23 protein-coding genes are annotated in these 26,111 nt (G+C 47.4%); 13 read left to right on the top strand and 10 right to left on the bottom strand.

Annotated elements, in window-relative coordinates; genetic code table 11:
- Nucleotides 1-106: 106 nt before the first annotated feature.
- The 11 genes from L976_RS23420 to L976_RS23415 all read left to right on the top strand — a co-directional run bounded on the left by L976_RS23420 (nt 107) and on the right by L976_RS23415 (nt 6,088).
- A complete protein-coding gene (locus L976_RS23420; protein WP_156143220.1) occupies nt 107-262 on the top strand; it encodes a hypothetical protein in 156 nt (51 codons plus the stop codon).
- Between the two features lie 10 nt (nt 263-272).
- Nucleotides 273-1,073 carry a major capsid protein P2 gene (locus tag L976_RS21695; RefSeq protein WP_047539959.1) on the top strand — a complete coding sequence of 267 codons (801 nt, stop codon included), beginning with the start codon at nt 273-275 and terminating at the stop codon, nt 1,071-1,073.
- A gap of 9 nt (nt 1,074-1,082) precedes the next feature.
- Nucleotides 1,083-1,463 carry a hypothetical protein gene (locus tag L976_RS21690; protein ID WP_047539957.1) on the top strand — a complete coding sequence of 127 codons (381 nt, stop codon included), beginning with the start codon at nt 1,083-1,085 and terminating at the stop codon, nt 1,461-1,463.
- 239 nt (nt 1,464-1,702) lie between these two features.
- Nucleotides 1,703-2,098, top strand: coding sequence for a hypothetical protein (locus L976_RS21685; protein WP_052184051.1), 396 nt, complete (start codon nt 1,703-1,705; stop codon nt 2,096-2,098).
- Nucleotides 2,098-2,892 (top strand): hypothetical protein, encoded by a 795-nt coding sequence (locus L976_RS21680; RefSeq protein ID WP_047539955.1) that lies wholly within the window; start codon nt 2,098-2,100, stop codon nt 2,890-2,892. The genes L976_RS21685 and L976_RS21680 overlap by 1 nt, the downstream gene beginning before the upstream one ends.
- Nucleotides 2,892-4,442, top strand: a complete 1,551-nt coding sequence (locus tag L976_RS21675; RefSeq protein WP_047539953.1) for a sialidase family protein — start codon at nt 2,892-2,894, stop codon at nt 4,440-4,442. The genes L976_RS21680 and L976_RS21675 overlap by 1 nt, the downstream gene beginning before the upstream one ends.
- Nucleotides 4,442-5,155: a hypothetical protein gene (locus tag L976_RS22540; RefSeq protein ID WP_052184050.1), complete on the top strand. Its 714-nt coding sequence runs from the start codon at nt 4,442-4,444 to the stop codon at nt 5,153-5,155. Before L976_RS21675 ends, L976_RS22540 begins: the two co-directional genes overlap by 1 nt.
- On the top strand, nt 5,109-5,504 hold the full coding sequence (locus L976_RS21665; protein ID WP_047539951.1) for a hypothetical protein: 396 nt from the start codon (nt 5,109-5,111) through the stop codon (nt 5,502-5,504). Before L976_RS22540 ends, L976_RS21665 begins: the two co-directional genes overlap by 47 nt.
- 9 nt (nt 5,505-5,513) lie before the next feature.
- Nucleotides 5,514-5,738 carry a hypothetical protein gene (locus L976_RS21660; RefSeq protein ID WP_047539949.1) on the top strand — a complete coding sequence of 75 codons (225 nt, stop codon included), beginning with the start codon at nt 5,514-5,516 and terminating at the stop codon, nt 5,736-5,738.
- 1 nt (nt 5,739) lies between these two features.
- Nucleotides 5,740-5,964: a hypothetical protein gene (locus L976_RS21655; RefSeq protein ID WP_047539947.1), complete on the top strand. Its 225-nt coding sequence runs from the start codon at nt 5,740-5,742 to the stop codon at nt 5,962-5,964.
- On the top strand, nt 5,942-6,088 hold the full coding sequence (locus tag L976_RS23415; RefSeq protein WP_156143219.1) for a hypothetical protein: 147 nt from the start codon (nt 5,942-5,944) through the stop codon (nt 6,086-6,088). Before L976_RS21655 ends, L976_RS23415 begins: the two co-directional genes overlap by 23 nt.
- Before the next feature lie 59 nt (nt 6,089-6,147).
- On the opposite strand, the gene L976_RS21650 is transcribed toward L976_RS23415, so the two are convergent.
- The 8 genes from L976_RS21650 to L976_RS21610 all read right to left on the bottom strand — a co-directional run bounded on the left by L976_RS21650 (nt 6,148) and on the right by L976_RS21610 (nt 18,704).
- Nucleotides 6,148-6,678 carry a hypothetical protein gene (locus L976_RS21650; protein WP_052184083.1) on the bottom strand — a complete coding sequence of 177 codons (531 nt, stop codon included), beginning with the start codon at nt 6,676-6,678 and terminating at the stop codon, nt 6,148-6,150.
- Nucleotides 6,679-7,125: 447 nt separating this feature from the next.
- Complete coding sequence (gene fdhD, locus L976_RS21645; RefSeq protein ID WP_081990940.1) at nt 7,126-7,971, bottom strand: formate dehydrogenase accessory sulfurtransferase FdhD; 846 nt, start codon at nt 7,969-7,971, stop codon at nt 7,126-7,128.
- Nucleotides 7,972-7,998: 27 nt separating this feature from the next.
- A complete protein-coding gene (fdhE, locus tag L976_RS21640) occupies nt 7,999-8,898 on the bottom strand; it encodes a formate dehydrogenase accessory protein FdhE (RefSeq protein ID WP_047539943.1) in 900 nt (299 codons plus the stop codon).
- A 5-nt stretch (nt 8,899-8,903) separates the two neighbouring features.
- Complete coding sequence (locus L976_RS21635) at nt 8,904-9,524, bottom strand: formate dehydrogenase subunit gamma (protein WP_037430467.1); 621 nt, start codon at nt 9,522-9,524, stop codon at nt 8,904-8,906.
- The gene (fdxH, locus tag L976_RS21630) at nt 9,521-10,423 is read right to left on the bottom strand and encodes a formate dehydrogenase subunit beta (protein ID WP_047539941.1); all 903 of its coding nucleotides are present in this window, start codon (nt 10,421-10,423) and stop codon (nt 9,521-9,523) included. The genes L976_RS21635 and fdxH overlap by 4 nt, the downstream gene beginning before the upstream one ends.
- A 2-nt stretch (nt 10,424-10,425) precedes the next feature.
- The gene (gene fdnG / locus L976_RS21625) at nt 10,426-13,443 is read right to left on the bottom strand and encodes a formate dehydrogenase-N subunit alpha (protein ID WP_081990975.1); all 3,018 of its coding nucleotides are present in this window, start codon (nt 13,441-13,443) and stop codon (nt 10,426-10,428) included.
- A 529-nt stretch (nt 13,444-13,972) separates the two neighbouring features.
- Nucleotides 13,973-14,869 carry an SMP-30/gluconolactonase/LRE family protein gene (locus L976_RS21620; RefSeq protein ID WP_037429660.1) on the bottom strand — a complete coding sequence of 299 codons (897 nt, stop codon included), beginning with the start codon at nt 14,867-14,869 and terminating at the stop codon, nt 13,973-13,975.
- Between the two features lie 469 nt (nt 14,870-15,338).
- Nucleotides 15,339-18,704 (bottom strand): LamG-like jellyroll fold domain-containing protein, encoded by a 3,366-nt coding sequence (locus L976_RS21610; RefSeq protein ID WP_047539937.1) that lies wholly within the window; start codon nt 18,702-18,704, stop codon nt 15,339-15,341.
- Nucleotides 18,705-19,277: 573 nt separating this feature from the next.
- Here L976_RS21610 and L976_RS21605 point away from each other — a divergent pair.
- Nucleotides 19,278-22,115 (top strand): TonB-dependent receptor, encoded by a 2,838-nt coding sequence (locus tag L976_RS21605; RefSeq protein ID WP_047539935.1) that lies wholly within the window; start codon nt 19,278-19,280, stop codon nt 22,113-22,115.
- A 170-nt stretch (nt 22,116-22,285) separates the two neighbouring features.
- On the top strand, nt 22,286-23,041 hold the full coding sequence (locus L976_RS21600; RefSeq protein WP_047539933.1) for a sulfite exporter TauE/SafE family protein: 756 nt from the start codon (nt 22,286-22,288) through the stop codon (nt 23,039-23,041).
- A 428-nt stretch (nt 23,042-23,469) separates the two neighbouring features.
- On the opposite strand, the gene L976_RS21595 is transcribed toward L976_RS21600, so the two are convergent.
- Nucleotides 23,470-25,374, bottom strand: coding sequence for a family 43 glycosylhydrolase (locus L976_RS21595; protein ID WP_047539931.1), 1,905 nt, complete (start codon nt 25,372-25,374; stop codon nt 23,470-23,472).
- 2 nt (nt 25,375-25,376) lie between these two features.
- Nucleotides 25,377-26,111, bottom strand: a 735-nt coding sequence (locus tag L976_RS21590; protein WP_047540882.1) for a family 43 glycosylhydrolase, incomplete at its 5' end; no start/stop codon positions are given.

The following is a 26,111-nucleotide window of genomic DNA, read 5'->3' as shown; positions in this document are numbered from 1 at the left end:
AATCCAACCATAATTACTCGCGTACCCGTTAACGGGTACGCTTTTCTCCCGCCTAAAATCCCCGTATACCTATAAGCGCACTTAGCCAACGCTGTGAAGCGTAGGCATGTTAACCCGCCGTGAGGCGCTTATAGTCTGCCGTGAGGCAGCGTATCCCAAGGGGAAAACCATGCTTAAAAAATACCTGCCTTTTGTGGCGATTGCTGTCGGTGTTGTCTATGCCGCCAATCGCGTCCCGTCTGTTCGCCGTTTAATTGGTTAAGGGGTAGAACATGCGCACAACAGTTAAACTCCCATCATTTTCAAACGTTGCCGCAGGCAATACTGCCACCTTAGAACTGCCCATTGGCCGTACCTATGACAAGATTCATGTCCAATACTCGGGCGTGACTTTGGCGCAAATGAAAAATATCCGCATTGAAGTCAACGGAAAAGCCATTCTTGAGTTTAAGGACGGTCAAGCGTTAGCGGATTACAATAAGTTCTATAAACGTAACACCGTTGCGGGCGTGTTGGACTTCCACTTTAAGCGCGATGAAATGAAAACCTTGCTTGAAGGCCGCATGTTTGGCTTAGGTACTAAGTCGGGCGCGTCTGGCATCATTTCTAACGTGACTATGCGCATTGAAATTGACGCCGCCGCAACAGCGCCAAAGCTAGAAGGTTTCGCGATTCAATCCGATGCCGCCGAGATTGGCTACATCACCAAAGTTAAAAATTTCCCTGTTGCGCTCAATGCGGGGGTAACAGAAATCGACAAAATCCCGCGCCCAGCCTCTGCAAGTATCGCGGCGATCCACATTGTTACCACCGCCGTCGTGACCAAGGTTGAACTTGAAATGGACTCACTTAAGGCGTTTGAAGGTAACAAAACCCTGATTGAAAAAATCCAAGTTGACCATGGTCGCAATCCGCAAGCTGACCGTGTGACGCTCGATTTTGTGCTGGAAGGCGACATGCTCCAAGCGTTACCGCTGAAAGGTCTGCAAGATTTGCGTATTCGTGTCTATACCGATGACGCCGCGGCGGCGGTTGTGGTGGTGGAATACTTCGACGGCCTAGCGGGTATCTAAGGGGGCTGTATGGCTTTTGATTACCTCACTGGGTCGGTGTCCCAGTACCTCGATTCCACGGCAAAGGCAACGGATACCCAGTTGCCAACGATTGCGCCAAACCCGTCAACGACGGGGTGGTTTGACCGTGTGAATGAGGGCTTAGGCTCGGCGCTTGGCTTATACGCACAGTATGAGCAAATCCGCGCCATGAAAAACGCCAACGGCGTAGGTCAAAAAGAACTGCTCGAAACGGTTCAAACGCCTGCGCCAAATTCCAACTATGTCTATGCCAGTCCCGCCGAGCAAATGAAACAAAAAATGGCTCAAGGGCTGCAAATTGGCACGGGTACGCTCGGGATAGTGGTCGGCGGCTTAGCGCTGTTGTACTGGCTGAGCCGTAAAAAATAAGGGGAGCGCGATGAATAACAAAGCGTTTTTAATGCAGGTAGCGGGCGCAGTAGTGGCTGGCTTAATCCTGAATTATATCAACACACGCAACACCAAGGCTGAGGCTAAATAATGGGTCCGTCTGGTGGTATGTCAAATTCCAGTGCCGCAAGTTCGGGCACTGGTGACCAGTTAAACAACGCCGCTTTTCAGGGTGGCAATGTTTCATTCGGTATCGGAAGCGGTAGCGGGGTAAACACATGGCTAATTCTCGGGATTGCGGCGGTAGCCGTTTACCTGTTGACCCAAAAGAAATAGCCGCCCTTGCATGGGGAAAATTAGCGCCCGCCTTGGGTGATGACTTGCGCACCATTCAAAGCGAAGTCCAGCAAGGCGCGGCGCAATTAATTGCATGGGGTGATAACGAGTTTTTTACTGTGCTGCGCGGTGAAGTCACCGCCAACGGTAAAGAGCTAGTGATTGTCGCGGCGGCGGGTAAAAACTCACTGCCTTACCTCGATACCATCCACAAACAAGCAAAGGCGCAGGGGTTCGCCAGCGTTCGACTACACACCAAGCGCCCCGAAGCCATGCTCCGTATGGGCAAGCGTTTTGGCTATGAAAAGGCCGAAACCATTTTAAGGGCGGTTTTATAATGGGCTCAAGTTCTCGCAGCGCATCCAGCCAAACAACCAATAACACTTCGACCACGTTCGGCATCCAAGGGGCTAATAATGGCCTTGTGATTAATGGCAGTGGTAACACCATCACAGACGGCGGCGCATTTGACCTCGTTGGTCAGATTGTCGATATTTTTCCGCAGTTATTCAGCCAAGGCGCGGGCATGGTCACGGATGGATTTAACGCCGTGACCGATGTCGCCTTGATGGGTGAACGTCAAAATGAAAACTTTCTTAATGCCGCCGTGGATTTGTTCGGCGAAACCAACTCAGCACAACAAGATATGTTTAGGGTCGGTGCCAACGCCTTAACGGAGTTCGGCGATTTACAGGCGCGCGGCTTTGAAACCATGACCAACGCCACCCGCGACAACCTGAGCGATTCGCTTAAGTTTGCCGATGGTGCGGTAGCGGTTAACGCCGCAGTGTCTCAAGCATCAATGGATAATTCCGTTAGCTTGGCAAAAGTTGTCTCGGATGCACTTTCTAAGGCCAACGACAACAACACCTATCTAGCGGGTAGCGCCATGAATAACAGCGCCGACCTTGCGGAATCGCTCACTAAAACCGCCCTCGATGCGGGCAATCAAGCCAATAAAGACGCCACAGGGCAATTGCAGCGCGGCTTTGACTCCATGATGAGTTTTGCCGAGCAATTTAGCCGCAGTGACGGCGCGGCCTTGGCCGAATCCAATAACAAAACCATGCTTTATATGCTCGGCGGTACGGCATTAATCGCGGGCGCGGTCATTTTAGCGGGGCGCAAATAATGATTATTAATCAAACGATTAACAACGGCTTTTTAACGGTAAACAAAACAGGCGCTTACTTTAGCTTAATCAGCGCGGGCGGCGTGGTAAACGTGCGCCTATCTGAAAAAGGCCGTGTGGTGCTCGATACTAAAATGTGGGTTGGCATGTCCATAGATAAAGCCATTCCATTTGATGAAATCACTATTCAAGGCGATGACGGCGCGGTTACCTTTTGGGCGGGCGATACCTCAATTTCTGGTCAAGCCAATGTCTCAATCAAAGGGGCAACGGCGGTTAGGACAAAAACCGTTGACGTGCTCGGCTCAAAGCTAATCACCTTAAGCGATTTAACCCGCCAAGCGATTCGCCTACGCACCAATAAAGAAGTATTTCTTGGCGGCTCGGGTGTTGATGGGACGGGCTGGCGTTTACCTGTGGGCGTGGTGGAAGAATTGCCAATCGCTGGCAGTTTATACGCCTATAAAAAACTGCCTGAATTAAACGTGCAAAATGCCAGCGTGTTAAACACATATTCAAAGGCAACGGGAAGGGAAACAGATAGCTTATCGGCTGGTGAGTTTCACGTAAGCAAAGACGGCAACACCATTTTAGCGGGTTCACAAAGCTTCATTGATAGATTTCGTATTTCAACAGACGGCGGCGCAACTTGGGCGCAGCCAGCGTGGACTAATGATGTCGCCATGCAAGGCGCGGGATTTTACCTTGTTCACCATCGGGCGCGGAGCAAGCTTTATTTACTGATTGCCACTAATGGATCATCAGGCTCAACGCGCTTTTTTGTGTCGAATGATGACGGCGTGACCTTTAGTTACCTCATAACTGCCAGCGCCTTGGATTTAGTCGGAATCGGCTATTTAAACTTTTTTCCTTACGGCCATATCATCGAAAACAAGTTGTTTTTCTCTGCAAGCGAATGGTGGGGGCTGTTGGATTTGGACACCTTAACATTCAGCGGCGTAGCAAAAACGGCAAGTTATACCGCAGCAATTCAAAAAGTTGTGCCAGAGTTGGGTTCATCACAGCGTTATAACGCCAGAATTACCAGCAAAGACGGCAAGCGGATTGTTGGCACTATTTCAAGCCCTGTGCGGCGAACATTCGCCAGCAATGACGGCGGCGTGACATGGTCGGTTGTGGTGAATGAATTTTTAACCCTTAATTTTGACCAAACAGGCGAGCAAGTTTGCGGCTTATCCATTTATGGCACTGTTTACCCTTATTTTTCAAATGATGGGGGCTTATCATTTGTTCGCTACACAGGGGCGGGCGCGGTAAGTAATAGGCCGCTGGTGAATTTCTATAATGACATTTGGATAAAGCCTAAATACGGCAGCGTGTTAGCGTTTTACCTCGTTAATGGGGAATATCGGCATGACGAAGGCAACGTTGAAGGGCTGAGAGAAAAGGGCGGCTACGTAATCAATGAAGCGGGGCATTTAATCACAGGGCAAAGCAGCGCCGCAGGTGAAGAAATGCAGCGCGTAGAATTGAGCGTTAACGGTGACTTAAGCCCCGCTTTGGTCGAAGTCATGGAGTTATTAAACTAATGCGCCCGCTTATCGTGATTACCGCAGGCGCAGCCATGGCAGCGGCGGGGTGGTGGTGGCTTAAAAACTCACAAAAGCCATTAACGCCCGTTGCCGTCAACGGTTCGCCCACATCAAACAGCGTGACCGCACCGACTGAGTCGGAGCGGTACAAACCCACTTATGCAAACCTCGATTGGCTCGATATTTTCTCGGCTGAAAGCTTCGAGGACATCATTTTCCAGCGCAACAGCCCCGCACCAGTGGTACAAGCGCCGTATCTGTACCCTGAAACACCCGCGGAGCCAGCGCCTCGAACGGAGGCAGGCAATAGCATGTTACCCCCTAAAGGCATTCGCAATAATAACCCGCTCAACGTCGAAAAGAGCGGTGACCAATGGCAAGGCATGACGGGCAATGACGGCCGTTTTGTCATCTTTTCATCGCCGTTCTACGGTATCCGCGCCGCCGCTCGCATTCTTAAGAATTACCGCGACAAGTACGGCCTTAACACCGTGGCTGGCATCATTAACCGATGGGCGCCGCCAAGTGATAACAATCCCACTCAGAAATACGCTGATTTTGTGGCTGCTAAAGCAGGGCTGCAAGTTAACCAAGTTATTCCAGCCGCGTATTACTCGCGGGTGGTATCGGCCATGATCCATTTTGAAAACGGATATAACCCCTATGACCAAAATACCATTACCAGCGCAGTGGCCGCAGGGTTTAACTAATGGCCTTATCGCCGTGGCGGCGATTTATGGCCTGTACGTTTTCAGCAAGATGTATTCGGCGGGCGACCGATTAGCGGCGCAAATTACCGAGCCAATCGGCCAAGCATGGTCGGATATTGCGGCGTGGACTAACGGCTATCAGCCTGTGGAGTTCTCAAGCGCGGCGTTTTACCTCAACAGCCGCTATGTGGCTGCAAACGGCTTTATTGACCCCACTTGGCGGTTGATTATGGAGCGTAGCAACTCGGGCATTGCCGCGCTATTTAACAAAATCGCTCCGCAAGGCGTTTTATTGCCTAAATACAATTACTTAATTAACAGCGAAGTCAGCGCCAAAACCATAGGCTAGGGGGCTTAGATGCAAACTTTAACCAACTATTTAACGCAGTGGTCAACGTGGCGCGGCCTAGTGCTGATTGGTGCCGCCGTGGCGGGTGTTCACCCTGATTTAGTTAACGCCGTTGTTAATGTGGGTGATGTAGTGGTGCAGGGCGTTGCCGCCTCAGCCGCCGCCAGCGTGGGCGCGTGGGACGTATTCAAAAACGACCGTAAAAAAGACAAAACCAAAGTATGGCGAGGCTGATATGCACGAAGATGATAAGAAAAAACAAATGGAATTACTCAAAGGCAGCGGGATAGGGGGATTTGGTGCGGTGTTGCTGATTATGATGCTAGACATTCAATCGGGCATAAACGAAAACCAAGCCAGCCTGACTAAAGTCATTAACGAAATCGACAAGCGGGTGGTCGCGCTCGAAGTCAAACAGCAGCGGGAGGATATTTATAATGTTCAGCGGCTTACCAAGTGACTTTAGTGTAGCGGTCAGAACGCCAGACCCTGTGATTGTCAAAATCCAGCCGAGTGACTCGCTAATCGCCATATTTGCGGGCGTGTTAATCATTGCCGCCGCATGGGTTAAGCGAAAATACTAAGCCTGATAAAATGCCGAATTGATTAATGCCGATAAATGACGTTATCGGCATTTTGCTATTTACTCGCTACGCTTCACGGTTCGCTTGGTGGTCTTAGCAAAGGCCTTTTTCGGCGCAACAATAGGCGACTGTTTAAGCTTAGTTAGCGTGTTGATGATCACCTCTAATTCATCCCTAATTGCGGCGGCTTCTTCATCACTGCGTAAACTATCGACCTGAGCCGAGAGCTTTTCCTTTTCGGCGCGGTCAAAGCGGTTAAACTGTCTATCAAAAAACACGTTTAACAACTGGCCGCTGGTAAAGGTCAAATTCTTATATGGAGTTAATAGCTTACCATCGTGGCTAAAGCCGAAACCTTGCCATTCTTTAGATTCTGGTATCGAGCGACTCGCTAAGTAAGCGAGTCTATCAATCCAAGGTGGACAACTTGTTGACCACCAATAACGAACAGTTCTCGGACTAACATCACAAAACTTGGCCGCAGCGTTATAGTCGATTCCGTCGGTGCCATTTCCAAACGTGGCTAAAAACCATCGGCGCGTACAAGTTTTCATAGGGCTAAATTCCTTCTTATTAGATTTATTTGTCATAACAAAACCCTTTAAGTCAGTTAATAAGTAATAAGCTCGTAATTTCTTAAAACGTGACAAAAAAGGCTTTTCCTATGAAAACGCCACCAAAGCTCCGTATCAATCACTTATCTTGATTTGCAATATTTGAAACTGCGCACAATGTATATTATGTTAAATTGTGTTTTGGGGAAAGAAACAGTTCTCTATGGATTTACGTTAAAGTACTTTCACTTCTGCTGGTTCTGCTGGTTCTGCTGGTTCTGCTTGATTGAGGATTTATTGGTTTAAGGAAGAAATGCTATTGCTTATATCGCGTTGCTACGTGAATGTTTGCAGAGATTACTCCACATAGTGCTAAAGAATTCACATAGCATCGCGTTTTATATCATGATGTTGGTGTCTATTATTACTTGGATCGACTTTTTATTTTGCCAATCAATCTCTTCATTTGCCTACGATCAAATCTTAAAGCCCGACCACGGCTGGTTGTGACAGTTGGCTTCCTTGAAGTCGATAGCCATGATTATAAATATTTGCTCGACCATCACGGCAGAAACCGACTAAAGTCACATTGCTTTGCTCCGCAATCTCAGTAGCCAACGCCGTCACGGCTGACATAGCAAACAGAATTTGAATACCGACACTTGCCGCCTTTTGTACCATTTCAAAACTGGCGCGGCTGGTTAACAATACCGCAGCGGGTTTTGCTGCATACCGAACAGACATCGCCCCGATCAATTTATCTAAAGCGATATGTCGGCCAATATCTTCAAATAGATAAATCACCTCCCCGTTTTCATTTACACCAATTGCAGCATGGGTTGCACCAGTTAAAGCAAAAGTCTGTTGTAGTTGTTTGACTCGGACTAAAATCGGGTCGAGATGGGCAATGTTAAATCGGATATCTGATCCGACGACTCGAACTGGTTTTACAGCATCTTTAAGCTGTGCAACACCACAGAGACCACAGCCAGTGCGTCCTGCCATGCTACGGCGATGCTCCTTTAACTCATTGAAACAGCGTTGATTAATCTCTATCTTAATGATCACGCCATTAGAAACATATTCAAGTTCAATATCTTTTATATCATTAATGGTTGAGACAATTCTTTCCGAAAGCGTAAAACCTATCGCAAACACTTCCAAGTCCTGTGGGCTTGCCATCATGACTGTGTGCGCCAATCCGTTATACACCAACGCCACTCTTACCTCATTGGCGAGTAATTCAGTTTGTTCAACATTCCCTGCCGTGCTAAATCGAGTCACATCGGCTGTAACAACTGAATTAGGGAAAGAATTATCAGCAACCATCAACGCATCTCCTGTTAACTACGTTTTCTAAGCTTCATGGGCCAGCAATAGCGGATTGACAGTTGTCGCACCATAGCCCTTTGTATTGAGCTCGGCATCCAATCCCATCGATGCGATATCATCCGCTGCCGCATCTAACAATGGCAAACGATTGATAAACAACATCTTAGTATATCCTTTACACGCCTCGCAGCTCTCAATCCGTACGGCAGCCTTATGATCGTCAAACGACCAAATAGACATCTCACGGGATTGTTCGCAGCAGGTACAATGGGCGCGCACATAATGCCACTCGCTTTCACACAGACTGCAATGTAGATAACGCAGCCCTTCGCGGGGTTTATCGACAATCATGCTGGCGACAGGATGACTGCCGCATACAGGGCATAAACTGGACTGCTTAACCCTATTGGTATCCATACGCGCAATCACCATGGGCGCCCAATGGGACCAATAGAGTGACAAACCCGCCCAAATAAATAAGCTAAACTGTGCGGGTACGGCACTAAACTGCCCTTGCCTCAGTTGATTGCCCCACTGGAGCAATTGGACTGGCGATTGCTCCAGTAGCTCCTGGAGAATAGGCACTAAATGCGCGGGCACTTGGGATAACAATTCTGTCAGCAATGCTTGCAATGGTTGTAACCAATCCTGAGCCGTTTGAGTTTGGCTTAGGGACAACGGATATGGCGCCTCAACGTCAATCATTGGTGCTGGGCCCATATCCGTTGCCGCCAGTTTTTGCTGCACAGACACTAGGATTTGGCAGAGCTTAAGATAATCCGCCAGCGGAGAATCCTGCGCTAATTGGGCTAAACGACGTGCTCTATGTTGATAAATTTTCTCAGGATCTGCCGCTTTTAGCGGTTTCAAAGCTAAGGGAGATTTATCAACAAAACTTAACGGGATATCGCTGGCCATCTTCATCGCTATTATTCCTCGTGTTCTTCTAACATGGCTGGGTGGTGCTTACGAGCCCAAGCCTTAGAGACTTTGCCGTAGAGCATCCCAGTGATAGAGCCTTCAATCCAGCAGGCCATCCATACGTGTACCACTAGGGATAACAGCATTAATATGCCGCAGGCCGAGTGGACTAAGGTGGCCCAATTGACGGCTTCTGCCGAGAACATGGGGGCAAAATAAGGTTGCCACATCATGATGCCGCTGATCAGAAACGCCAGTACAAAAACCACAAAGGCGCGGAATAACATTTTCTGACCTGGGTTGTAGTGGCCCACGGGCGGAATGTTCTCTTCTTTTTGCAGTAACACCCACACCACGGCTTTCATCCAGGGCAAATCGTATTTATTCCACTTATTGTGCTGGTAGTAGCGGATTAACATCACCGCCAGCAGCAGACACATGGCAATTCCAAAGAATGGATGCATCACTTTTGCCAGTTGTGGTGTGCCAACAATGCCACTGAGCCACTGGAACGAGGGATAAAAAAACGAGAACCCCGTTAGAAAGGTCACTAGGCCAACAAAGACTATGGTCCAGTGACACAGACGATCAACGAGCTTATGGCGCACGATCATTTCTTTATGACTCATAGTTTTTCCTCCTCTTTGACGCCGGCATCAATATAACCAGGCTGATCTTCCTCGACGATGTTGCGCCCTACCGCAATGCGGTGCATCAGGGCGAACGCCGCCGTTGCGAGCAAGCCTGCGGTGCCCAACGGTTTGAGCCAATCTTGACGCCATTCGGTTGCCGCAGGGATTTGCGGATCCTTGGGCATGCCATAGCTTTCGGGTTGCGTGATGTCGTGGAGGATCATCATCATATGCGTACCGCCAACGCCCTCTGGGTTATAAAGTCCCGCCTTGCTGAAGCCACGTTCCTTTAACTGCTCGACGCGTTTTTCGGCATAGAACAACATGTCTTCGCGGGTACCAAAGCGCAGTGCTCCCACGGTGCAGGTTTTAACGCAGGAAGGCTCGAGGCCAACGGCGAGCCTATCGGAGCACAGGGTGCACTTATAGGCTTTGTTATCTTTGGCGCTGATCTTAGGCACATTGAAAGGACAGGCACTAGCGCAATAGCCGCAGCCAATACACTTATTCGAGTCAAAATCCACTGTGCCATTGGCATGTTGCACAATCGCTCCGCTGGTTGAACAGGCTTTTAAACAGGCTGGATCGGCGCAGTGCATACAGGCAGTGTGGGTAAATTGCCAACGCAACTTATTGTTATCCATCACTTCGTGATACTGCATTATGTTCCAGCTTTCCGGTGACAGTGTCATCGGGTTCTGATAACTGCCTTGGAAAGTACCGACATCTTCACGAAGGTCATTCCATTCGGAGCAGGCAACCTGACAGGCCTTACAGCCGGTACATTTCGTCGCATCAAACAGCTTAGTCACCTGCTGGACCGCTCCAATGCGTGCTTGAGACGCTGGGGTGATGTCCGTGGTGCCTGAGATGCGGATAATATCTTGAGAAGCCATAATTAGAAGCCCTCCGATTTGGCAATATTCACAAGGAATGCTTTGTATTCAGGGGTTTGGGTATTGGCATCGCCCACAGATGAAGTCAGTTCGTTAACGATATAACTCTTCTGCGTCAAGGCCTCGTAGCTGCCATGGCGTGGAATACCAATGGTATGGACTTTTTTGCCCTGAACCATCATGGGTTGGAGCCGTTTAGTGACATAGGCCTTAGTCACAATATGCGAGCGCTTAGAGCTCACCTTGACCCAATCACCGTTATTGATGCCCTTTTCCGCCGCCAAGGTTTCATCGATTTCGATAAAGTGCTGTGGCTGGGTAATCGCAGCAAGGTGACAATGTGTGGTCCAGTTGTTGAAGTGCTCCGTCATTGAGTAAGTGGTGCCAACATAGGGGAATTCTTCATTGGTACCAAAGCTTTCACGTAAGCCTTTGAACATCCGCGCCACTGGGTTATTGGTGACCTTAGGGTGCAGCGGATTACTCGCCAGTGGTGATTCGAACGGCTCGTAATGCTCTGGGAATGGGCCATCTTTTAAGTCACGCAGCGCAAATAAGTGGCCAACGCCATCGGCTTGCATGATGAAAGGATGGGCCGATTCTTCGGCATTCAATTTGGCATTAAAGTCTGGCACATCAATGCCCTGCCACTTGTTGTCTTTATACTCGAGCAGTACACGGCTTGGATCGCGCGGCTTACCTTGCACGTCGCAGGAGGCGCGGTTGTACAAGATGCGCCGGTTTGCTGGCCAAGCGAATGACCAATTTGGGGTAATGCCTTTGCCTGATGGATCGCTATTATCGCGACGCGCCATCAAGTTGCCCGCTTCGGTCCACATGCCTGAGTAAACCCAAACACCACATGAGGTTGATCCATCGGCTTTTAACTCGGAGAAACCATTGAGTAACTTACCGGTAGTGAGATCATAACCATTCATCTCCCGCGCGATTTCCTCTGAACTAGGTTCATGTTCGATCGCATAGTCCCATTTAATGGCTTCAATTGGCGCAGGTAAACGACCCCCCTCTTCACGGTATAAACGTTTTAATTCCAACATGATGCCAGAAAGAATTTCAGGATCAGACAAGGCTTCGCCGGGTGGATTTGCGCCCTTAAAGTGCCATTGTAACCAGCGGCTTGAGTTGGCAATTGAACCACTTTCCTCAGCAAAACAGGTCGTGGGTAAGCGGAAGACTTCAGTTTGAATACTGGCGGTATCCACATCGTTAAACTGACCTGCATTGCGCCAGAAAGTGGAGGTTTCGTTTGCAAGTGCATCCAGCACAACTAAGAACTTCAGATTCGATAAGCCCTTAGACACTTTTTGCTTATCGGGCTGAGAGTTAAGCGCGTTGATGCCTTGGATAAAGTAGCCATTGACCTCACCGTGAACCATCATGTCGATTTGCTTGTTGATATCGTACTGTTGGTCCCACTTTGGCAGCCAGTCATAGCCATAATCATTCTCTGCCGTCGCATGTTCACCGAAGAAGGCTTTTAACAACGACACGGTAAAGGCTGGGTAATTGTGCCAATAGTTGGTTTGGTTTGGTCTTAAGGCTTTTGGGGTGTAATGGGCTAAATAGTTTTGTAAATCAACATCTTTATCTTGAGGTAATTTAAGGTAACCCGGTAAGGCTTGGCACAATAACCCTAAGTCCGTTGCGCCTTGAACGTTTGAGTGACCACGCAGTGCATTCACGCCGCCTCCCATGATCCCCATATTGCCAAGCAGCAATTGGATCATCGCCATGGTGCGGATGTTTTGCGCGCCGACGCTGTGCTGTGTCCAACCTAGTGCATACAGGAAGGTGGCGGCTTTATGGTCAACATGGGTTGCCCCAATTTGCTGACACACTTCAAGATAGGTTTCTTTAGGCGTCCCAGTGATACTGGAAACTGTGTCGGGATCGTAGCGATCAACGTGTTTTTTCAGCAGGTTAATCACGCAACGAGGATGACTTAAGCTAGGGTCGACCTTAGCGTAGCCCTCTTCATCTAACTCATAGAACCAAGTAGATTGGTCGTATTTATGGTTAGCCTCATCGTAGCCACTGAATAAACCTTCATTAAATTCAAAGTCTTCCCGCACGATAAACGAGGCATTGGTATAGGCTTTGACATAGTTAAGGTTGATTTGCTGGGTTTCGAGCAGGTAGCGGATCATGCCGAGTAGGAAGGCAATATCGGTGCCCGAACGAATAGGCGCATATAAATCGGCGACGGCAGCACTGCGGTTAAAGCGCGGATCGACCACAATCAACTTGGCATTGTTGTGCTCCATCGCTTCTGTCACCCAACCAAAACCGACGGGATGCGCTTCGGCAGCGTTACCGCCCATCACAATGGCCAGATCGGTATTTTTCATATCCGCCCAGTGGTTAGTCATAGCGCCGCGGCCAAAGGTGGGCGCCATCGCAGCAGGTGTCGGAGCGTGACAAACGCGGGCGATGTTATCTATGCCTAACATGCCAATGGCACGGCCAAATTTATGGGTAATGTAGCAGCCTTCGTTTGCTTGGGCCGATGAAGTCATCATGCCTAGACTGACTAAGCGGTTAACGGTTTGACCCTGGGCATTTTTTTCAATCAGATTGGCATCACGCTCGTCTTTGATAAGTCTTGCGATACGCTTAAAGGCCTCATCCCAGCTAATGCGCTGCCATTTATCCGAACCAGGTAAACGCACTTCAGGATATTTTAAACGGTGCGGGCTATTCACATAGTCAACCAAGCCAGCGCCCTTAGGACACAGAGCCCCACGGTTAATTGGATTATCGGCATCGCCCTCGATATGAAAAATGCTCTGCTCCGCATTTTTCCCATTACTGCTCTGGCTGTACATCAACAAACCACAACCCACAGAGCAGTAGCAACAATTGTTACGCGTCTCTTTTGCGCGTAGCAATTTAAAACCTCTGACGGATGCAAATGCCTTTTCGGACATCAACCCCAGTGCAGAAATAGCAGAAGTCGCGGCTCCCACAGCACAGAGTTTAAAAAACTGTCGTCTATTCATTGTCATTTCACACACTCTCTTTTATGTGCTCACAAGTTGCAGCGAATACGCTGCATGCTTGAGTAGAGAACTTAACCCTACTCAAGGTGCGAGTATAAAAAAGTGACTAATAATGACAATTTCCGACAGGTGATCGAAATCACATTAAGCTTTCAACAGAATAATATCCTGATGTATGTAAGTTTTATTATTATTTTTGAATTAATACTTTTAAATAATGTTATTTCTCAGGATTTAAAGCTTTTATTGATATGGACATTTTGAGTAGTCATTTTGTCCACTTTGTACCAATTTCTGATAGCTGTAAATCTTATTATTGATGCGCGTCACAAAAATGGCGTTAGTTGCTCAAATTATGAGTGAAAATACCGATTAGCCGCTTTTTGAGCAAGATCACAATTTAAGGTAAATGATTGGGGCGATAAGCGGCGATTTTGCCTGAAAGCGCGGTAAATCGTTTTTGTCTAAGGGATTGGTGAGTGGATTTGATAACAAAATTTGCGCTAAAAACGCTGATGTTTACTTAGATCTAACCGCAAAAACGTGGGGCGGTTACGCCATAAATACCCTGTAATTGATAGATAAATACATCCCCCGCTTGCGGCTCTTGAGCTAATTGCGATGCGTCAAGTGAGTGTTTAGCACTGGTCACGATAAGTAAATCTAATTTTGCGCCGCCAAAGGCGATGCTGGTTGGGTTTGTAACGGGCAATTTGAGGATAAGATCGACTTCACCGTCTGGACGATAGCGTACCACTTGTCCACCGCCCCACTGGGCATTCCAAAGATAACCCGCCGCATCGACATCGGAACCATCAGGGAAAATGTGATGGCTCGTGCTCGCAAAGAGGCGCTTACGACTCAATAGCCCCTGCTCAATATCAAAATCATATTGATAGATTTGGTGTTTTGGCGAATCAGCATGGTAGAGCGTTCGCCCATCCACGCTCCAGCATAGGCCGTTGGAGATTTCGAGATTTGAGAGGCGTTGGTGGCAATGCCCATTCTCATCCAGACAATACAGGGCTGCCGTTTGTTGCAAAGTATCGCGCCGCTCAACCATAGTGCCCGCCCAAAAACGCCCTTGCCTATCGATGCGACCATCATTAAAGCGATTGCCGGCAAAATGAGATTCTGGCTGCGCCAACCATGTCAGGCTTTGATCTTCAATATTATAAGTCGCAATACCGATATCGAATGCGACGATCAGTGTTGTAGGCTTTGCAGTGAGGCCAAAGGAGCCGACGCGGTGCGGCATGGAGAAAGTATCTAGTGTGCAGGTGGCGAGAGTAAAACGATAAATCACAGAGGAGAGAATGTCAGTCCACCAAATGGATTGGTGTAATTCATCCCATAATACGCCTTCTCCAAGGAGGTTTCCTACTGGGAGCGTCATCAACAGCTCGCCAACCGTGACCGTTTGCATTGCGTTACTCAGAAATAAACTCTGTAATCCAGAAAGGCTTAATCTTAAACAACTTATGGGATGAAGCAAGGGTAAAACGTGAATATAGCTTGTGGTTCTTTTAGCTACCGGCTTATCGCGATAATAGTCGATAAATGACCTTCATAATCGCCAAGATTTAAATATCTTAAAACATTGATTTAAATGCACCATTTAGAGTAATGCCAATCAGTTAAGAGCTGACTGGCCTTTTCTTTTGACTGGGTATTTCCTTGGTTTCGCTATGACACACTGAGGGTAAACCCTTAATTCTCGTTGTATCGGTAGTATATGTTGCTCTGTTTCTGCGATTAAACTATCAATTCTTTTAGGAATGGTTCCGGCCAGTGCAAACGCGGTAGTGAGTTGCATAAAAAAATCCGATGACGAGTGGTCATCGGATTTTGATCTTTTGAATGGGATCGTCAAGCGATCTGGCTTAACTGTTCAGTTATTGATTAGATTCGCCAAATAAATCAGCCACATCTTGTTCAGTAATCGCTTCGTCATAGAACTTGATTTCATCGATTGCCCCTTTGAAAGGCGTATCCCAGAAGTTGACCCCGACCGCAAACTTAGTGGTCGGTACTGAGAATACGTCCGGGAAGTTAGCGCCGGTAAACTTCAATTCACCATTGATATAAACCTTCACATCGCCGCCATTCACTGTGTACGCAAGGTGCGTCCATTGGGATTTTGGCATCACAAAACCGGTTCTACCGTCGTACCATGCTGTGCCTGACCATAATACCATGCGCTCATAATCATTTTGACCGCCAGGTAAGACGCTGGTCCAGCTAGAATCGGTCGCATAACCAAACAAGGCTGTAGTGTACTTATTCAGCTGCTCAGGATTGAGCCACATCGACACTGAGTAGGTGTAGTCTTTGATAAGGTTATTCGGCAATACAATACCAGAGGCACCATCAAAGACCGCCGCCTTGCCTACCGCGCCGTCTATATAGCTGATTTTACCGCCTTCGACACCAATCAGGTTACCCACTAAAGTGCCCGCACCGAAGTTAGCGGTACTGTCGTTAAGATTATCTTCGAAACTGTAAATCGCTACAGGTGTTGGTGGATTCTTAGCTTTTACGGTTGCGGTGAAGACTTTGGTTTGAGTCGCATTACCCAGTTTTAAGGTGGCCGTTAAGGTGACCACCTTGTCTTCTTCACCACGTGCAGGTTGCGTTACGCTACCATGGGTATCAATAGTCGTTGGATCTGAAGATACCCAAGAAATCGCCGCAGCATAAGGACCCGTAACTGGCAGTTCGATATTTTTACGCACCGCCGATAAGTCGCCTAGCTCCAGAATGGCCGTTGCTGAGGACAATAGTTCACTGTCGGCTAACTTGTCGATATCGAGGGCTTTGACTTCTTCAGCCGTTAATGCCGCTTCATAGACTTTGAGTTCATCAATGAGGCCGTTGTATGGCAGATCCCAGTAGTTAACGCCAAGACCGAAAACACCCTGAGCACCCGTAAAGTAGTTCGCAAGGTTACCGCGGCTAAAGCGCTCAATCCCGTTGATAAAGACTTTAACTAGCCCTTTATTGACGGAGAACGCCAGATGCGACCAAGTGTTTTCAGCGATGCGCTCGCCGGTTACACCATCAAACCAACTTTCAACCGCGGCACTGCCGCTGGTATCAATATTGTGACTCCAGAACATGGTATTACCGTCCCAACCCTGTGGCAGCATGCTGACCCAAGTATTGGAGAACTTGCTACCATCTTCAGCGGTTTGCTCGTTAACTGCGCCGAAGAATGCCGTGGTAAACCCTGTAATAACCGCAGGACTTGCCCAAAAAGACACTGTGTACTCGTAGCTGGAGATAATGCCCGATGGTAGTAACACCCCGTGGGTACCATCGAGTGACAGGGCTTGTCCTTCAAAGCCTGTGGCGTAGCCAATGGCATCGCCCGCTTTGAAGATCCTATCGCCAGTGGGTTGGCCATCACCAAATAAGCCCAAGGAGTCCTTGAGGTTATTCTCAAAGCTGTACTGGGCAATACGGTTATAGGTTTTATGGGCAAATACGGTGATTTTGAAGGTTTTAGTCACCTTCTTACCATTGACCATAATTGTCGCGGTTAAGGTCACGACCTTATCGCCCTCGCCGACGTTGGGTCTGATAATGGTGCCATCGGCACGGATCACTGACTCGTCGCTCGATTGCCACTCGATAGTTGCCCCACGGGTACCTTGTATCGGTAAGGCGAGCGTGCCTTCGGTGGCTTCGGTCGGCAGGCTAATGCCGTTTGCCGATGCCGATAAAATTTCCTCAGTGGTTTTATTGGTGAGCTTCACGCCCCAAATACTCGCCCCATCATTAGAAATGGCGCTAAAGGTAGGCATAAGTTTGTTTTGTTCAGGATCCCATTGCCAGGCGAGTACGCCTTCAAATGTGCCTAAATTGTCTAGCGTTAAGCTGATTTTATTGTCATCGCCCTGTTGGTAAGTACCAGTCACATCGCCAGATACAGTGCCTTTATTGGTCCAAGTACGGGATAACTTCACATGGACTGATTTATGTGCCGCAGTATTAATATTTTTTGCGTGATTAATGAATTGATAATCACCAATGACATCGATTTCATCGACAATGTTATCGCCGTTGATCGGTGCATAACGCTGTGGTGAGGCAACTAACCAACCATCACTGTTGAGAAATAGCTCATGCACGCGCACGCTGTGACCTTCGTCGGTATCGGGGAAGCGCGTATGGAATACTAAGAAGTATTTGCCCGTTTGTGCATCATAAAAAGCTGAGTTGTGGCCGGGTGACAGATAACCGTGATCATGACCCACATCGCCAGGGTGGGCCACAAATTGGAAACCGCCCATCAGTTTGACACCATAGTCGGCGATATTGCCTGCGGCCGTTGCGCCAATCATGTCGAGCCCAGCTGCATCGACATAGGGACCGTTAGGATTTTTAGAGCGAGAGATACGAATGTTGTAACCGTCTTTTTGGGCAAAACCACCAAAGGAGGTAAACATATAATAGTATTCGGATTCAGGGCTATAGATAACATAAGACCCTTCAATCGCGCTGTAATTGCCCCCCATGATCTTAGTACCATAACCTTGTCCAGCGAGCGGTTTACCCGTTGCAGGATCTAACTGCATGACCCAGATCCCGCCGGAATAGGAACCATAGGTCATCCACAGGCCGCCATCTTTATCGTAAAACACGGCTGGATCGATAGCATTAGGGTCGACATTGCCATCGTAAATTTGACCGTTTGCGCCTGGGTTTTCAGCCCCAATATGCCCAGTCTTCAAGATCAAGCCTTGGTTAACATAGGGACCGAGAATATTGTCAGAAGTCGCCATCCCCAAATAGGAGCGCGATACGCAATCAATCTTATCGGGGCCGCCACAAAAGTCGTAATAGAAATGGTACTTACCGTCGGCAAGCTTTATCACATCCGGCGCCCACGAACCGACAAAGCCGCCCGTCCATGCCGTGCCTTCAGCGATTTCTGACGCATAGGTATTAAACAAGCTGCTCGTGGCGGCACCATCCGAGGCAATTTGTGTCCAGTTCATTAAATCAGTAGAGCTGGCCACCGCTAGGTGGGAGCCAAAAACATAGTAAGTACCATCAGTATCTTTAATGATCGATGGATCATGGACCACTGCATTTTTATAGCTCACCTCACCTGCTATTGTCGGATCCGCCGAAGTCACTGGAGCGGGAGGTGTAAAGGTATTTGTGTCGTTAGCACTATAGCTGCTGTCGTCCCCACCACAGGCGGCAAGTGCCATGATCAAGCTTGCTGACACGAATGAGCGTTTAAGCACCATGAGCGTCGTTCCTTTTATTGTTGTGTTGGATAGTTAGAGGTTAATCGTGTATCAATGCATTACATATTAGTAATACAATACTACTGTAACACTAAAATTACATTAGCACTCTGACGAAAGAAGTAAATATCTTGTGAAAGAGATTTATGATTTTTTGCAAGAAATTAGACATTAAAGCTAAATATACAATGCGATTTATATTGATTTTGCCGCATACTCACCAATTTACCTACCGTCAAACAGTAAACTATCTCTCTGTTTTGTTTTAAAAATTTAATTTTTTCCTTGTCCATAATTCATTCTAAGAAATGCACTCTCTCTTTATTATCAAAATGAAATAGCAATGTTGACAGGTCAATGGTCATACAATATGATTTTAACACTTTGATAAGATCTTAATTGAGCACTTGAAGCATCATCAGATGCCATGGTGCAAAGTACGCTACAAAATTCTAAATTTTCAGGGACACTGTGGGGATGTCCGTGACTCTGAAGTGGAATAAAAAAGACCGGGACGTCAGATGGTGTCTTAGGCTACCGGGTCAAATAATAAAACTACCGGAGATTAACTAGATGTTTAAACAGACTTATTTGGCAAGTGCGATTCTGCTTGCTCTTGCTAGTCAAGCGACGTATGCAGCAGAACCTGAAGCGACACAATCGCCTCAGGCGGAAGAAACGGCACAGCCCTCTTCTAGCGGTAAAGCGCAAAATAACGAAGAGATGGAGATCATTCAGGTTCAGGGGATCCGCGGTAGTTTAAATAAGGCGGTAGAACTCAAACGTCAAAATATTCAAGTTGTTGATGCCATCATTGCCGAAGATATTGGCAAATTCCCAGATAATAACGTCGTTGAAGCCTTACAACGGGTAACGGGTGTTCAAGTCACCGACCGCGCCTCAGGTGAAGCCAATACTGTAAGCATTCGGGGTTTAACGGATGTGACAACCACAGTGAATGGCCGCCAAATCTTCACCGCCGCAGGCCGTGAAGTGGCAATTGCAGACGTACCAGCGGCATTACTCGGCAGTGTTGAAGTCTTTAAAACACGCTCCTCTTCTCAAGTCGCCAGTGGTATCGCAGGCCAAATTGACATTCGTACCCATAGACCTTTTGATTTTCAAGAAGAAAAAATTTCGGTAGCAGCCAAAGGGATTTACTCTGATCAGCCTGACACTATCGATCCCAATTTCAGTGCCTTAATTAGCGACCGCTGGGATACCAGCATCGGTGAAGTCGGTGCATTAGTTAACGTTTCTTATATTCGTACCAATTACAACGATCAAGTTGTCGCTCCTGGTGCGTCCTTGCCCTACTACGCAGAAACGGGTACACAAATCCCTGATATTTATTGGACCCGCGGTTTAGCTCATGGTCTTGATACATCTGAAGGAGCCTTGATCAACGGTCAAGAATATCTGCTCATGCGTGATGCTGTGTTTCAAAATATGAATAACGGTGAACGTGAGCGTCCAGCACTAAATTTCTCATTGCAATGGGCACCAACTGACACTTCCGAGTACCTTTTTGAAGCATTCTATAACGGTTATCGCAATGATAACTTCAACTCTATGCTCTTTAGCAATGTTGATTCCTCGGCTAATTGGCAGCAAGTGATCAAAGATGGTATCGAAGTTTATGATGGTACCAATGTGGTTAAATCGCGAACTGCATATAACGTTGGCGGCTTTAGCAGTTCAGATCATAGCCACAACGAAACAGATAGTTACGTATTTGCCTTAGGAGGTAAGTGGGACTTTGACAATTTGATCTTAAAGTCTGAAGTTGTCTATCAAACCAGTACCTATGAATCACAATTTCTGGCGATGCGTGGTGTAAGCGCGAATAGCACTCAAACTTTCTACGGCGTTGATGTTGACTATAACGACAAAAGTGGTGGTGTCCCTAGCTGGGTTTATTTAGATAACCCTGACACTGCTATTAATGAATCTGATTTAACGCAATTATCCTTGTGGCAAACTGCAAACGTATACGATAGCGGTGCCAAAGACGAGGGGGATTCAGTTACTTGGACACTCGATGGTGACTATTACCTCGACTACGGTATCTTCACTAAGATGAAGTTTGGTGTACGTGCTGAGCAACGTGGTGCAAAACACGGATTGTACGATGCAGGCTCACTAAACACTAATGTTCTATTTAGTGATCTTGACCCGAACATGTTTACCGTAACTACTGACTTCTTTGATGGCCGTGGAAATGTACCAACTAGCTGGGCTATCGCTAACGGTAACTATTTGTATGCTAATCGTTCTGCTATTGAAACGATGTACGGTGCAGATGAACAAGCTCTTGCTATGTATACTAACTATGACATCACTGAAAAATCATACGCTGCGTATATCCAAAGTGATTTTGAAACTGAGTTATGGGGTAAGCAAGTCGATGGTCAAATCGGCCTACGTTACGAGAAAGCCGATGCGGATATGGATTTTTGGGAACGCAAAAAATATGCTACTGAGGATGTCGTTGATGACATTCGATATTATCTCGTGCATGACACCGATACCAATGGAAGTGCGGAGTTATTACCAAGCTTAATGGTACGCTTCTGGTTAACGGATGAACTGGTTGCACGTTTTGCCTACACTGAAACGATTCGTCGCCCCGCCTTTGGTGATTTAACCACTGCGATTTCCTATACAGAAGACTTAACAAAGCTTGGATTCGGTCAAGCTTCAAGTGGTAACTCTAAGTTAGAACCAACTACTTCACAAAACTATGATTTCTCATTGGAATATTACTTTGGTGAGGGATCTTCTATTTTCGGTACTTATTTCCGTCGTGATATTGAAGGTTTTGTATTTAACTCAGTATCGACTATCACTCGTGAAGTTGATGGTGAAACAAAAAAATATCTTTTAAACCGACCAGAAAACTCTTCGAATGGAAAACTAAGTGGTTATGAACTTGGTGCGGTGTATTTCCCTGAAAATATGCCTAGTTACCTAGATGGTTTAGGTACTCAAGTGAGTGCAACCTTCTTAGATTCTAGCCAAGACATCCCAGAGTTTGATAGTGAAAGTGGTGAGCAAATTGCAACTACAACACGAGATTTATTTGGTGTATCAGATACCTCAATGAGTGCTGTATTGATTTATGATAAAGACGTTTATAGTGCTCGCCTCTCTTACACCTGGCGTGACAAATTCTTATCTGCTTATGACGCAGGTAGCTTCGCAATGCCTCGTGGCATTTATCGTAAGCCGGAGCAATCGCTTGACTTCCAATTTAGCTATAACGTAACAGATGAATTTGTACTAACCTTCGATGCGACAAATATTCTTGATGATATCTATCAAGAATACTATGAGGACTCAGTACTCTATAACCGCACGAATAGTATCTACACCCGAACGTTTGCCCTCGGTGCGCGTTACTCCTTCTAATTGACCACTGTTGTTTAAACCGAAAAAGCTAATCCTGTGATTAGCTTTTTCTTTTTATATCAGATAAATGGCAAGATTTTTACTCGATCTTTCTAATGCTTATTCATCAAATTGCTTTTGTCTGAGCCCAAGCTTTGCTAGTTTATATTTTTCTTCCTTGAATATTGGCTATGCACACCGCTTGGTTCGATTTTAATCTGATCCCTATTGATATATTCACGCTGTTAACCTTAGCCTCGGCCTTTACTGCATTTTTTACCGCCTGTTTTGGTATTGGCGGTGGTGTGATGTTATTGGGCGTGATGGCGCAAGTGGTTCCGCCTCAAGTGATTATTCCCCTCCACGGCGTAGTGCAATTGGGCTCTAACTTAGGACGAGCCCTATTGGGATGGCAACATATTCAATGGCGAATTATCAGGGTATTCTTACCGGGGGCGCTCGTTGGTGCCGCGCTGGGCAGCTTAGTCTTAGTGGCGATCCCCCCTACGGTGATGTATCTCACCATTGCCCTATTTATCTTGTACTCCTGTTGGGGCCCCAAAATACCTCGTGTAGTACTGGGTACTATGGGCATGTTAATTGCGAGTGGGATAACGACCTTTATCTCATTATTCGTTGGGGCAACTGGCCCTTTGGTTGCGGCGTTTATCAAGCAGTTAGAGATTGATCGATTTCGTACCGTAGCCACCTTTGCAATGATTATGTCCTTACAACATGGGGTGAAAATTATCGTTTTTGAGGGGGTCGATATCCCTATACTCCCATGGTGGCCACTGTTCGTTTGTATGATTATCAGTGGCGGTATTGGAACATGGCTAGGCTTTAAGATGCTTACTCGAGTAACGGACAAACATTTCAATTTAGCTTTTGATTTGATTCTCACGCTACTGGCAATACGACTGTTATGGCAGGCCATGACTGGATAAAAAGAGCCGGGATAAAAAAGAGCAGTAATTGCATACACAATTACTGCTCTGGTGCCGAGCAAACTAGGCTCAACCAAGATGCCGTTAAGCGACCTCAACTTAAACGACATTACAAGCACGCGTTTATACCCAAGCTACCTGAAGATACGAGTTTCAGAGCGCCTAGGGGGCTTCAATTCAAGGCGCATCAATGAAAAAATCGACCACCTTTTGAATTGATGTAACACAGAAGTAGAGTGCCCTAGGCGCTCCGTCTCGGCGGGCTTTAACGTACTTTATGCTGTGTTGGTTATTTTTAACTTAGTTCACTAGGTTCTCAAATAACCGCCTTGCCTAAAGTGCGTTAAACTCCCGCTGAATCCTACATCTTCAGGTTGTTTGGGTATGACCACCGCCGTGGTGATGCTCAGTTATTTCAAAGGGATGAATTATTTCACCTCTCTAAAGTAAAACTGTTGTGAAATGGTGTTTTTCCACACGTCTTCCACTATGTTATCGCCGTTGGCATAGGAGCCATTGGCCACTTTCATGGATGAACCGCCCTTACGGGACACCAGCCTTAATGAGCCATTGGGCATCAATTCGCTGCGGAATTCACTGTCGATTGCATTACAAGCCCCTAGCTCAAGATTACCTTCGTTGGTCACAAGGCATTGTTGCGCCTTGTTGTTTGAAAGTTGGATGGATTGCAGGCGATAAAAGCCGTCCGTCGTCGGCACTGCTTGCCACTGCTGACAGGCATCGCCGGTGTATTCAAACTGAGCCACATTGGCATTGGGTTTGAGCTGACATTGTTCGGCGCTGACCACTCTGCCGCTGTGAGCGTTGACTATGGCTAATGTTGACACAGGCTCAATCCGCCAATCTGTGCATTCACTGACACGGTTTTCCCCCGCAATCACGTCGGCACCGGCCTTTTTACTGCAATTTTTCGCCTGTAAATTACCGATGGAGCGATCGTTTGCAAAGCGGAACCAGCCTTCACGAGTCGAATCCAACGACCAACGCTGACAACGGGAGGCAACCCAGGGCGCCGTATTCAGTGCCGTTGATGACTCATCTTGGCACTGAGCCTGAGTTAAAAAGGTTCCCTGCCCCACATTGGCAAAGCGATATAGGCCATCGTTACTCGGGTCGATAACCCATTGACTGTTGTCATCGTCGCACTTGCCGACACTGACTTGACCTTTAGCATTAGTCACTAGGCATTGACCGATTTCACGGCTTACGATGCGGTATTTTACGCCTTCCACTTGGGTGGTTATCGGACCAAACTCGCCACTTGGGACGGGCAATTGTTTTTTATCCGCCATCGGTTCACCAAATTTAGGCAAGCCTTTGTTATCCCATGTAAAGGGTTGAGCACGTGCCGCACGGGTGCCACTACAGCCGTCGGAAGCCGAGGAGTTGCCATGGTATATAAGCCAATCTTCTTTCCCATCGGGTGACTTGAAGAAACCATGATGCCCAGGGCCATAGACGCCATTGGCTTTGCTAAAGAAAGGCTTGTCGTACTTAGTCCATGCGGCGGGATCCATGGGATCGTCACCAGTGAGTTCAACCACGGCTAAGGAATAATCCTCAGTATTACAAAAGCTTGCCGAGTGAACTAAAAAGGTTCTGCCCTCGTGCTGAATGATCTCTGGGCCTTCATTGACGTTTAAGCCTGATTTTTCCCAGTCGTGAATAGGTGCGGTAATCACCTTATGTTCACCCTCGATGGTCCAAGGGTTGCTCATCTTGGCAATCAAGTTCACTTGATCTTGGCCGTGCCATTCGGACCAGAGAAAATATAACTGGCCTTTATACTCCAAATAGCTGCCGTCGATATTCCAGTGATCGGGCATTGGCGTGCCCTTAAACTTGTATGGCCCCATGGGGTCACTGCCTTCACTCTCGAGAATATGGTTACGCTGGCCATCGAAGTTTTCTGCCACGCCCGAGGTGTAAATCACATACCAACGTAGTCCCTGCGCAGTTTGTAGAGGGTGGAATTCGAATGCCCAAAAATTGCAGCAGTTAGACTTATCGGTGCCGCTCCAAATATTGTGGGCTGGCGCATCGGCAAGCCCAGCAATGGTGGGCGATTTACGCATCACCAGCTCAGAGGTCCACGTGGTGGTGGTGAGATAATAGTTACCATTGTGGTATTCGAGCCAAGGATCGGCACCGTTGCGAAATAACGGATTGGCGAAAGTGGCTGCGGTAATGCGGTTTTCATCCGCGCCCTTCGCACTCTCTGCTGCATGTAGGTCAACCGCTCCCAAGCTGGTGAAGCCAAGTCCCATCGCAAGGGAGATGGCGACCATTACTTTATTGATAGAATGAGTCATTATTATTTTCCTTCGGGTGCAACTAATACGCTCTGGTATTGATTGAGCACCTTAGGATCGACTACGGGCCAACCTTGGCGCCAGCTCAGTTCCGCCATCTTGAGTTTTTGTAAGCCATTATCGGCGGATTCATAGGCATGAAAGACTAAGTAATCTTTACCATCGAAGTTATAAACACTGTTATGGCCCAATCCTGGCCAGTCCTTAGTGCCTTTCAGTAATACTGAGCCACCGCCCTGTGCCATGTCTTTGCCCTCTTTATCGAGGTAAGGCCCAGTCACCGTTTTGGCTCGGCCCACGGCTAAGTGATAGGTGCTGTCATCCCCACGGCAGCAAAGGCCATAGGAAACAAAAAGATAGTAATAGTCATCTTTTTTGTAGATAAAAGGCGCTTCGATTTGTGCAGGACCCGGTTCGGTTTCACCAAGCAATGCCGGGCGTTCTAACTTGGCTAGCGTGTGCCATTCTTCAGGCTTGGCGATGGAAATAAAGTCTGGGTTGAGTTTGACCAGTTTTAACCCTTGCCAGAAGGAACCAAAGCTCATCCAAGGCGTGCCCTTTTCATCGACAATAATATTGGGATCAATCGCGTTCCATGCATCACGATTTGGCACTGATTGAATAACGATCCCCTTATCTGCCCACTGATAGTCCTTTGAGTTTTTGTCGAGGGTTTTATTGACTGTCACACCAATGGCCGAGGTGTTTTTACCAAAGGCTGATACCGAGTAATACAG

Source organism: Shewanella sp. ZOR0012, assembly GCF_000798835.1.
GTDB classification, from domain to species: Bacteria; Pseudomonadota; Gammaproteobacteria; order Enterobacterales; family Shewanellaceae; genus Shewanella; species Shewanella xiamenensis.
The sequence above is the reverse complement of the archived record's forward strand: the minus strand, read 5'-3'. Positions and strand labels throughout refer to the sequence as shown.